This is a genomic window from Gemmobacter sp. (assembly GCF_016792925.1).
Taxonomy (GTDB): domain Bacteria; phylum Pseudomonadota; class Alphaproteobacteria; order Rhodobacterales; family Rhodobacteraceae; genus Gemmobacter.
On sequence record NZ_JAEULU010000305.1, the window covers coordinates 1 to 10,712 of the forward strand.

At 68.4% G+C, this 10,712-nt stretch carries 10 protein-coding genes and 1 tRNA gene; 9 read left to right on the plus strand and 2 right to left on the minus strand.

What is annotated here, in order from left to right; genetic code table 11:
• Positions 1-47: 47 nt before the first annotated feature.
• Entirely contained in the window at positions 48-908 is an 861-nt protein-coding gene (locus tag JNN06_RS14770; RefSeq protein ID WP_291240357.1) for a neutral zinc metallopeptidase, read from the minus strand.
• A gap of 170 nt (positions 909-1,078) precedes the next feature.
• Here JNN06_RS14770 and JNN06_RS14775 point away from each other — a divergent pair, with 170 nt between their 5' ends.
• The 6 genes from JNN06_RS14775 to JNN06_RS14800 all read left to right on the plus strand — a co-directional run bounded on the left by JNN06_RS14775 (position 1,079) and on the right by JNN06_RS14800 (position 7,487).
• Positions 1,079-1,660, plus strand: coding sequence for a YqaA family protein (locus JNN06_RS14775; RefSeq protein WP_291240358.1), 582 nt, complete (start codon positions 1,079-1,081; stop codon positions 1,658-1,660).
• A gap of 17 nt (positions 1,661-1,677) precedes the next feature.
• Complete coding sequence (locus JNN06_RS14780) at positions 1,678-2,142, plus strand: disulfide bond formation protein B (protein WP_291240366.1); 465 nt, start codon at positions 1,678-1,680, stop codon at positions 2,140-2,142.
• A complete protein-coding gene (locus tag JNN06_RS14785; protein ID WP_291240359.1) occupies positions 2,142-2,867 on the plus strand; it encodes a type 1 glutamine amidotransferase in 726 nt (241 codons plus the stop codon). Before JNN06_RS14780 ends, JNN06_RS14785 begins: the two co-directional genes overlap by 1 nt.
• Before the next feature lie 131 nt (positions 2,868-2,998).
• Positions 2,999-4,186 (plus strand): efflux RND transporter periplasmic adaptor subunit, encoded by a 1,188-nt coding sequence (locus tag JNN06_RS14790; RefSeq protein WP_291240360.1) that lies wholly within the window; start codon positions 2,999-3,001, stop codon positions 4,184-4,186.
• Between the two features lie 4 nt (positions 4,187-4,190).
• Positions 4,191-7,277, plus strand: a complete 3,087-nt coding sequence (locus JNN06_RS14795) for an efflux RND transporter permease subunit (RefSeq protein WP_291240361.1) — start codon at positions 4,191-4,193, stop codon at positions 7,275-7,277.
• 135 nt (positions 7,278-7,412) lie between these two features.
• Positions 7,413-7,487 (plus strand) — tRNA-Glu (locus JNN06_RS14800).
• 45 nt (positions 7,488-7,532) lie between these two features.
• Here JNN06_RS14800 and JNN06_RS14805 read toward each other — a convergent pair.
• A complete protein-coding gene (locus JNN06_RS14805; protein ID WP_291240362.1) occupies positions 7,533-8,393 on the minus strand; it encodes a hypothetical protein in 861 nt (286 codons plus the stop codon).
• 133 nt (positions 8,394-8,526) lie between these two features.
• On the opposite strand from JNN06_RS14805, the gene JNN06_RS14810 reads away from it, so the two are divergent.
• The 3 genes from JNN06_RS14810 to JNN06_RS14820 form a co-directional block, all read left to right on the plus strand.
• Positions 8,527-9,429, plus strand: a complete 903-nt coding sequence (locus JNN06_RS14810) for an AraC family transcriptional regulator (RefSeq protein ID WP_291240363.1) — start codon at positions 8,527-8,529, stop codon at positions 9,427-9,429.
• A 73-nt stretch (positions 9,430-9,502) separates the two neighbouring features.
• Positions 9,503-10,438, plus strand: coding sequence for a universal stress protein (locus tag JNN06_RS14815; protein ID WP_291240364.1), 936 nt, complete (start codon positions 9,503-9,505; stop codon positions 10,436-10,438).
• A 43-nt stretch (positions 10,439-10,481) separates the two neighbouring features.
• The coding region (locus JNN06_RS14820) for a 5'/3'-nucleotidase SurE (RefSeq protein ID WP_291240365.1) at positions 10,482-10,712 on the plus strand (231 nt) is incomplete at its 3' end.

The window sequence follows — 10,712 nt, forward strand, 5'->3', positions numbered from 1 at the left end:
CGCGCCGGGATGCTCTACCCCGGCGCGCCGCGCCCGTCAACAGCGGCTCACAGCTGCCGGGCGGCAAAAGTATCGCAGCTGCCCATGTCGCCCGACTTGTAGCCGCGGAGGAACCAGCGCGCCCGCTGTTCAGAGGTGCCATGGGTAAAGGTATGCGGCATCGGCACCCGCCCGGCATTGCGCTGCAAGGTGTCATCGCCAATGCGATGCGCGGCATTCACCGCCTCTTCGATGTCGCCGGCCTGAAGGCTGCCAAACATCTCCTCGGCGCCGCGCGCCCAGATGCCCGACAGGCAGTCGGCCTGCAATTCGATCCGCACCGAGATGGCATTGCTATCCGCCTCGGAGGCCTGCCCGCGCACCTGATTGGCCTTGCCCAGAATGCCCAGCTGATCCTGCACCCCATGCGCCACCTCATGCGCCACCACATAGGCGGCGGCGAAATCGCCCTTGGCGCCCAGCTCGCGCGACATCGTGCCGAAAAAGCCGGTATCAAGATAGATCTTCTTGTCGCCGGGGCAGTAAAACGGCCCCGTGGCCCCGCTGGCCGAGCCACAGGGCGAGCGTGTCACCCCGGAATACAGCACGAGCGTGGGCGCGGCATAGCGCTTGCCGACCTGATCGGGGAACAGGCTGCCCCAGACTTCCTCTGTATCGGCCAGCACGACCGAGACGAATTGCCCGGCCTCCTGATCGGCCTGCGACAGCGGGCCGGTCTCTTGCTGCGCCGGGGCACCGCCGCCTTCCAGCAGCGGCGAGACATCCACGCCGAAATAGGCGCCGATCAGCAGCAGCACCAGCGCGCCCGCGCCGCCCACCGCCACGCCGCCCCGCGCGGCCCCCTGCCCACCGCCCGATCGGCGCCGGTCCTCGATATTGTCGCTGCCGCGCCGTCCCCGCCAGTCCATCGCACATCCCCCCGCTTACCCGCTGGTCACAGTTGCGTCAGCATAGCCCTGCACCGCCGGGCCGCAAAGCCTTTACCGGCAAGCGGCTGCGCGTCAGCCGGGCGTGACGGTATGGCTTGACCTCGCGGCGGCGCCATGCTTGTGCAGCGCCAACGCGCAGGAGGCCCCTCATGTTCCGCAAACTCTATGACTGGACGCTGCGTCAGGCGGCCTCGCCCCGGGCCGAGCCGGTGATGGGGGCCATTTCCTTCGTCGAGAGCTCTGTCTTTCCGATCCCCGCCGATGTGATCTTCGTGCCGATGTGCCTGGCCCGCCCCGAGCGCGCCATGCGCTACGCGCTGATTGCCACCATCACCTCGGTGCTGGGGGGGATTTTCGGCTGGTATATCGGCCTGCACCTGTTCGACCTGGTGGCGCGCCCGGTGCTGGAATTCTATGGCAAGATGGCCGCCTTCGACGCCTTGAAGACCAGCACCGGCGAGGGCACCATCCTCTTGATGCTGGTCACCTCGGGCCTGTCGCATCTGCCGCCTATGAAAGTGGTCACGATCCTGTCAGGGGTGGTTGCCTTTGACCTGAAACTGTTCATCCTCTCGGCCATCGTGGCGCGTGGCGGGCGGTTTTATCTGCTGGCCTGGCTGCTGCGCCGCTATGGTGCGGCCATCACCGGCTTCATCGAGCGCCGCCTGCCGCTGATCGCGCTTGGCCTTTGCCTGTTGCTGGCGGTGGCCTGGTATCTGTTGAAGCACTGAAAGGGCCCGAGATGTATCTGACGCGCAGCCAAATGCTGATCCTTGTGGCCGCAGCCGGATCGGCGGCCCTGCTGGCCGGGGCGCTGGCCTTTCAGTATCTGGGCGGGCTGGCCCCCTGCGCCTTGTGCATCTGGCAGCGCTGGCCGCATCTGGCGGCGGTGCTGATCGGCCTTGTGGCGCTGAAGGCGGGCGGGCGGGTGCTGCCTGTGCTGGGCGGACTGGCGGCGCTGACCTCGGCTGCCATCGGCCTGTTCCATGTCGGGGTGGAACAGAAATGGTGGGAGGGGCTGGCCACATGCAGCGCGGGCAGCATCGAGGGCATCAGTGCCGCCGATCTGCTGAACCCCGCCGCCGATGTGGCCGCCGTGGTGCGCTGCGATGCGATTGCCTGGAGCCTGATGGGCATCTCGATGGCGGGCTGGAACGTGATTGCCAGCGTGGCCCTCGCGGTCCTGTGGCTGAACGCCGCCCGCAAGGCCTGATGCCGATGCGGGTGGCCATCGTCGAGAACACCGCCATCACCCATCACGGCCAGATCGGCGTTGCCCTGCACGAGGCGGGGGCGCGCATCCGGCAGTTTCGCCCCTTCGCGGGCGAGGCCTTGCCCGCGCTGGAGGATCACGACGCGCTGATCGTCTTTGGCGGCGAACAGAGCGCGCGCGACGATGCCGCGCACCCCTATCTGCCCGCTTTGGCGCAGCAGATGCGCGCCTTTTCCGAGGCCGGGCGCGCCACCCTGGGCATCTGCCTTGGCGCCCAGATCCTGGCGCGCGGCTTTGGCGCCGAAAACACGCTGGGCACCAACCCGGAATTCGGCTGGTGCGCCGTGGCCCCGACGCCCGCCGCCGCCGGAGATCCCCTGCTGGGCGCCCTGCCCGCCGCATTTCCGATCTTTCAATGGCATAGCGACAGTTTCACCCTGCCGCCGGGCGCCACCCATCTGGCACGCGCGCAAGGCGCGGCGCAGCAGGCCTTCCGGCTGGGCCGCGCCACCTGGGGCACGCAGTTTCATTTCGAGGCCAACCGCGCCGTGGTGGCCGACTGGACCCGCACCTTCCCGCACCTGACCGAGGCGATGGCGCCGGGCTGGCTTGCCGCGCATCCCGCCCGCGCCATGGCCGAGGGCGTCGAGGCTGACCGCATCGGCTTGCAGATCGCCCGCGCCTTCGTGGGGCAGATCGTGCCCGCCCTCACATTTGCGCGATAAGCCCTTCACCGGGCGACGGAAATGCACGGCTGGCGCGTTGGCTTGCGCAAAGCCCGTGCTTGCCGCCCGGCCGCCCGCGCCCTAGCTTTGGGGGCGGGCACCAGACGGTGCCTCCTCAACAGGATCACCTCATGACCCTTGCCCGCCTCCTCCTGCCTCTGGTCCTTGGTCTCGCCGCCGCCCCCGCGCTGGCCCAATCCGGCCCCCCGCCGGGGGGTGGCGCGCCCAAAGGGCCGACGAAAGTGGGCGTGATGGTGCTGGAACAGGCCGAGGTGCCGCGGCGCTCCGTGCTGCCGGGCCGCGCCATCGCCTCGCAAGAGGCGCGCATCCGCCCGCGCGTGACGGGCATGGTGACCGAAATCCTCTATACGCCCGGTCAGCGGCTGGAGGCAGGCACGCCGATGTTCCGGCTGGATGACAGCACCCTGCAAGCCGAGGTGGAAAGCGCCCGCGCCACCGTGGCCCGCGCGCAGGCCGCGCTGACGCTGGCCGAGGCCGCCGCCACCCGCGCCAGGGCGCTGGAGGGTTCCGGCTCCACCCGCGTGACGGTCGAGACCGCCGAGGCCGAGGCCGCGCAGGCCCGGGCCGAGCTGAGCGGCGCCGAGGCCGCGCTGCATCTGGCCGAACAGGATCTGAACTGGGCCGAGATCCGCAGCCCGATCACCGGGATTGCCGGTTTTGCCAGCGTCTCGGTCGGCGATCTGGTCACCGCCGGGCAATCGGAGGCCTTGGCCACAGTCACCACGCTGGACCCGATCTGGGTCGATCTTTACGAACCCGCCGCCCGGCTTTTGTCGATCCGCGAGCAGATCAAGGCCGGCGCCCTGACCCCGGAGGAGCGGCTGGAGGTCACGCTGACGCTTGAAAACGGCCAGACCCATCAGGGCGAGGGCAATCTGGTGGCGCCCTCGGTCGCGGTGTCCACCACCACCGGCACGCAGGATTTCCGCTTCAGCTTTGCCAACCCGGATGGGCTGATCCGCCCCGGCATGTTCCTGCGCGGTGCCGTCGTGGTCGGGCGGATGGAGGCGATCCGGGTGCCGCAACGCGCCGCCACCATCGGGCGCGGCGGCGTCTTGTCGGTGTTTCTCGCCGAGGCGGGCAAGGCGGTGAAGGCCACGGTCACGCCTGCGGGCAGCGATGGCAATGACTGGCTGGTGACCGAAGGGCTCCAACCCGGCGCCGCGCTGATCGTCGATGGCCTCACCAATCTGCGCGACGGCGCCGAGGTGGAACCCGTGCCGGTGACCATCGACGCGCAAGGCGTGGTGCGCGATGCCGCGCCCGCCCAAAGCGCCCCCGCAGCGGCGGGGAACTGAGGCAATGGCACGCTTTTTCATTCACCGCCCCGTCTTTGCATGGGTGCTGGCGCTGATCACCATGCTGGCAGGCGCCTGGGGGCTTTCGACCCTGCCAATCTCGCAATATCCCGACATCGCCCCCACCACGATCCGCATTTCCACCAGCTATCCCGGCGCCTCGGCCGAGACGACCGAGAATTCGGTCACCACCGTCATCGAAGACGGGCTGACCGGGCTGGATGGCCTTCTCTATATGTCCTCCTCCTCCACGGCGACCGGGCGGGCCTCGGTCAGTCTTGTGTTCGATGACAGCGTGGACGCCGATATGGCGCAGATTCAGGTGCAGAACAAATTGCAGCTGATCACCTCTGCCCTGCCCGAAACCGTGCAACAGCGCGGGGTCAGCGTCACCCGCTCCACCTCCTCCATCCTGATGGTGGGGGCGCTGGTGTCGGAGGATGGCACCCAGACCTCGCTGCAACTGGGCGATCTGATGGGGCGCGTGGTCGAGGGGCCGATGCTGCGCACCCCCGGCGTCGGCTCGGTCAGCGCCTTTGGCTCGGGCTATGCCATGCGCATCTGGCTCGATCCGCTGAAAATGGCGCAATATCAGGTGACCACGGCCGATATTACCAGCGCCGTGTCAGAACAGAACAGCACCGTGACCGTGGGCAGCCTTGGCGCGCAGCCCGTGGTGCCGGGGCAGCAGCTTTCCGTCGCGCTGTCGGCGCAGGCGCAGCTCTCCTCGGTGGATGAATTCGCCCGCATCATCCTGCGCACCGATGAGGATGGCTCCACCGTCTTTCTGGGCGATGTGGCCGAGATCGAGGTGGGGCAGGAAACCTATGGCGCCTCCTCGCGCTTCAACGGCAAACCGGCTGCGGGGTTCGGCATCAACCTCGCCATTGGCGCCAATGCGGTGGATACCGCCGAGGCCGTGCGCGCCACCCTCACCCGGGTAAGCGCCGCCCTGCCCGAGGGCGTCAGCGTCGAATACCCCTATGACACCTCGCCCTTCGTCGAGGCTTCGATCGAGCGGGTCTATCACACCCTGGCCGAGGCGGTGGTGCTGGTTTTCCTTGTCATCCTTGTATTTTTGCAAAGCTGGCGGGCCACCATCATCCCCACCATCGCCGTGCCGGTGGTGCTGCTGGGCACCTTCGGCATTCTGGCCGTGGCCGGGCTGACCATCAACACGCTGACCATGTTCGCCCTCGTGCTGGCCATCGGGCTTCTGGTCGATGACGCCATCGTGGTGGTCGAAAACGTCGAACGCGTGATGGAGGAGGAAGGCCTTGACGCCACCGCCGCCACCGAGAAATCCATGGGTCAGATCACCCCCGCCCTTGTGGGCATCGCGCTGGTGCTTTCGGCGGTGTTCCTGCCCATGGCCTTCATGTCCGGCTCGACCGGGGTGATTTACCGGCAGTTCAGCGTCACCATCATCTCGGCCATGATGCTGTCACTCGCCGTGGCACTGATCCTGACGCCCGCGATGTGCGCCAGCCTTCTAAAGCCGCGCGCCCATGGGGCGGGTATCGCGCCCGCCCGCTGGTTCAATCGCGGGCTGGACCGCACCACCCGCGGGTATGGCCGCGCGGCGGGCTGGACGGCGGCGCGCCCCCTGCGCATGGCGATGCTGCTGGCGGCGCTGTCGGGCGGGGCGTTCTGGCTCTATCAGCATCTGCCCTCCTCCTTCCTGCCGCAGGAAGATCAGGGCGTGCTGATGGCGCAGGTCCGCCTGTCCGAGGGCGCCACCACCGCCCAGACCGAGGCCGTGGTGCAAGAGGTGGAACGCTGGCTGCTGGAGGAGCGTGGCGATGTGGTCGCCTCCACCTATGGCGCCTTGGGCCAAAGTTTCGGCGGCGGCGGGCAGAACACCGCCATGCTCTTCGTGAAGCTGAAACCCTATGACGAGCGCCCCGGCCTGACGGCAGCAGCTTTCGCGCAAGAGGCCAGCAAGCAATTCGGCAACCATCGCGCGGGCCGCATCGTATTCAACCAGCCGCCCGCGATCCAGGGGCTCGGCAACAGCTCTGGCTTCAGTTTTTATCTGCTGGATCAAGCCGGCAACGGCCCCGCCGCGCTGCAACAGGCGGCGGTCGATCTGGTGGCGGCGGCCGAGGGCAATGGCCTCACCGGCTCATTCCGGGGGCATGAGACCACTTTCCGCCCCTCGCTGCGCCTTGACATCGACCAGCAAAAGGCCCGCGCCATGGGCCTCAGCCTGTCGGAGGTGAATGGCATGTTGTCGGTCATCTTCTCGGGGCGCGAGGTCAATGATTTCCCGCTGGGACAGGAACTGAAACCCGTGATCGTGCAGGGCGCCGCCGCCTATCGCATGCAGCCGGGTGACATTGACGGCTGGTTCGCGCGCAATTCCAGCGGCGAGATGGTGCCCTTCGCCGCCTTCATGACGCAAGCCTGGGACGAGGCCTCGCCCAGCCTTGATCGCTATGCCGGATCGCGCGCGCTGGAAATTTCGGGCAGCCCGCTGGAGGGCGTATCGACCGGCGCCGCGATGGACGAGATGGAGGCGCAGGTGGCGGCGCTGGAGGGTGGCTACAGCCTTGCCTGGACCGGGATTTCCTATCAGGAACGCCTCTCGGGCAATCAGGCGCCGCTGCTGTTTGCGCTGTCGGGGCTGGTGGTCTTTCTGTGCCTCGCCGCGCTTTACGAAAGCTGGACAGTGCCCTTTGCCGTCATGCTTTCGGTGCCGGTCGGGATTCTGGGCGCCATGCTGGCGGCGCTGGTCTTCGGGCAATCGAATGACGTCTATTTCAAGGTGGGCCTGCTGACCACGATCGGGCTTGCCGCCCGCAATGCCATCCTGATCGTGGAATTCGCGCAAAGCCTTGTGGCACAAGGCCATTCCCTGACCGAGGCCGCCGTGACCGCCGCCCGCCAGAGGCTGCGCCCCATCCTGATGACCTCCTTTGCCTTCCTTCTGGGCGTGCTGCCGCTGGCCACCGCCACCGGCGCGGGCGCCGCCGCACAGCGCGCCATTGGCATCGGGGTCTCGGGCGGCATGGTCGCCTCGGTGGTGATCGGGCTGTTCATGGTGCCCGCCTTCTTTGTCGGTGTGCGGCGGCTGTTCGGCCGAACTTAGCGCATCACATGAACGGGCGAGCGCAAGTCGTTGTTCTCGCCCATTTTTCGCAAATTTTTATCCGGGCGCAATTTCCGTGCATTTTTCCTCTTGCGCACCCCGGCACCCGCCGCTAAAACCCGCCCTACCAACCGCGGCCCGTTCGTCTATCGGTTAGGACACCAGGTTTTCAACCTGGGAAGAGGGGTTCGACTCCCCTACGGGCTGCCACTTGGTTCAGGGTCGGATTGACCCGACCCTTCCCCAATCAGCAGATCACGGCGCGGGCAGCACGGCTACAGCCCCATCCAGCATGGCGGGCAGCCAGAGCTTGTCATCGGTCAGCGCGAAATCTGCCGGGCCATGCAGGGCTTGCGGCAGGGGCAGCGCCTCGGTGGCGCCAGTGGCCAGATCGACCGCCAGCACCGCCCCGGCCTCGCCCTTCAGCCCGACCCAATCCGAGACCAGCGCCCGGCCATCGGGCAGCAAGGCCAGACCGTCGAACACGCCATGCGGGCTGGCCGGGATTTTCGAAAGACCCGCCGCCTCGGACCAGGTATAGATGTCGCCGCCCGCGAAATCGGCGCCCAGTTCCACCACCACGGCGCGGCGCTGCGCGGCATCCCAGATCACGCCATTGGCGCCATCCATCCCCTCCGCCAGCAGGGCGAAGGCGCCGCTTTGCACATCCACCGCCCAAAGTTTGCCCTGCGCGGTATCGGTCATCAGCAAACGCCCCTCGGCCTCGGCCAGATCGTTGAAGAAACAAGGGGTAGCGCAGTGCATGCTTGCCTCGAACACCTGCGCGCCGCTGGCCGGATCAAAGCCCAGAACCCGGTCAATATCCGTCACGAACAGCCGCCCGTCCAGCAAGGCCATGCCCTTGGGCGCATGAAGCCCGGTCATCGCCTTCAGCGCCACGGTGGCACCATCGGGACCCAGACGGCTGATGAACCCGTCGCCATCCTTGCCCATCGGGTCCAGCTTGGCGCCGAGGTTCGACACAAAGACCGCCTCGCCCACCGGCAGCACGCTTTCGGGATGGGCAAAGCCGGGCAGCAGTGCGGGCTCGGCCCAGGCGGCCACCGGCAGCGCCAGGCCGAGGGCGGCGGTCAGGATCAGTTTGAAATGCAACATCGAAGTCTCCTGCATGATGATGGCCCATCCTGCCGCACCCTCGCCCCCGCCTTGCGCCGGTTCCGGCCAGTGTTGAACCCGTTCCGGTCAAAATCCGGTTCGGTCGCGGCTATCGCGCTGCTAGGATCGACGGATGAAACACCTTGTCAGCCCGCCCCGCCCCGATCCCGCGCTTGCCCATGCCCTGCTGGAGCGCTTGCGCCCGTTTCGCCGCACCGATCTGTCGGGGATGGCGCCGCATGGGCCGGGCCTGTTCTCCTATTGCGCCCTCACGCGCGAGCGGCTGGCCTCGGTGCGGCTGCCGCATCCGCTGCTGGCGGTGGTGCTGTCGGGGCGCAAGGAAATCTGGCGCGGGCTGGATCAGCATTGCCTTGGCCCCGGAACGCTGTTTGCCCTGCCCGCCCATGTCGATATGGAGATCGTGAACGATCCCGATCCGCGCAGCGGTGTTTATCAATCGCTGATTCTCGAGGTCACCCCCGAGATGTGGGGGGTCTTGCCCGCCCCACCCGCGAAATCTGCGATGGGGCCAGCGCTGCCGCTGTCTCCGGCACTGGTCGAGGCATTGCTGCATGCGGCCAGCGCGATCTGTGCCGGGCCGAGTGCCGGGCCGATCCGGCAGGCGCGGCTGGCCGAGCTGCTGGCCCTGCTGCATCCTGTGCCCGAGGCCTCGGTGCTGTTCGATCTGCCGCTGGCGGCGCGCATTGCCCAGATGGTGCGGGCGCGGCCCGAGCTGGAGTGGCAGGCCGATGCGGTGGCGCGGGCGCTTGGCCTGTCACCCTCGACGCTGCGGCGGCGGCTGCGGGCCGGGGGCGAGAGCTTTGCCGCGCTGTTGCGGCGCGAGCGCATGGCGGTGGCGGCGCGGCTGCTGGCGCAGGGGCTGCCCAGCGGCATGGTGGCGGGCGCGGTGGGCTATGCCTCGCGCGCGCATTTCGCCCGCGCCTATCGCGCCGAGCAGGGCCAAAACCCGGCCAGCGCGCCCTCTGTCCTTTCGGCCCTCGCGCCGGAAAAGCCGGGGCAATTCGTCGCAACTTGATACAGATCAAGGGCATAGCCATCATTTGCTGCGCCTGTGGCAGCGCCCTCGCGACCGCCACAGGAGTGTTTGCATGCTTGCCCCCGCCCTTCAGACCCCGACAGGCCGCTGGCCCATGCTGGCGCTGGTGGCCAGCGATCTGACGCCGCGCTCGGCCCCGCCGCTGATGCGCGCGCGCCGCTTGGCGGCGGACAAGACCCATCTTTTGCATGTGATCGAGGCCGATCTGCCGCGGGCGCTGGTCAGCACCCTGCGCCCCGCCGCGCGCGCCACCCTTTGCGCCGAGGCGGCTGCGGCGGGCTTGCTGTCGGAGGGCCTGCCCGAGGTCGCCATCGGCCTGCCGCATCTGAGCATCGCAGACGCCGCCGACCGGCTGGGCGCCGGGTTGATCCTGATGGGGCGCCACCGGCAGGAGGTCCTGGGCGAGGTGTTCGTGGGCACCACGCTGGAGCGGGTGATCCGGCAGGCCGAGCGTCCGGTGCTGGTCTGCCACGACCCGCAGGCGCGGCCCTGGCGCGAGGTGATCTTTGCCACCGACCTCTCGCCCGCCTCGCTGGCGGCGGCGCAGTGGTTTGTGCGATCCGGCCTGGCCGAGGGCGCGCATATCGTGGTGGCCCATGCCTTTATCCCGCTGGGTCAAGGGCTTGCGGGTCGTTCTGAAAGTGGCGGCCCGGCCCGCGAAACCCGCGAGGAAGCGCAGAAATTGCAGGCTTTCGCCGTGGCTGCCGGGTTTGCGGCGGCAGACTGCCTGCTGTTGCCCGGCTCGCCCGCCCCGGCGCTTGCGGCGCTGGTGGCGGCGCGCGGGCCGGATTTGCTGGTGATGGGCACGCGCGGGCCATCGGGGCTGCGGCGCGGCATGATCGGCTCGGTGGCGCAGGCCTTGCTGCGCTCGGGGCGGCTGGACATGCTGGCCATCCCGCCCGCCGAATGCGGCCCGCCCCCGGACGCAGGCTTGCCCGGCCCCGCCGCCTCGTCTAATCAGGAGGCAGGACCGACCGGGGCCGCATGACAGCGCCCAGAGCAGAATGGGGCCGGAGCAGGATGGGGCAGGCATGCGGATCTTGATCACCAATGATGATGGCATCAACGCCCCCGGTCTGGCGGTGCTGACCGAAATCGCCGCCGAGATTGCCGGGCCGGGTGGCGAGGTCTGGACGGTGGCGCCCGCTTTCGAGCAATCGGGGGTCGGGCATTGCATCAGCTATTCCCGCCCGATGATGATTGCCCGGCTGGAGCCGCGCCGCTTTGCCGCCGAGGGCAGCCCGGCGGATTGCGTTCTGGCC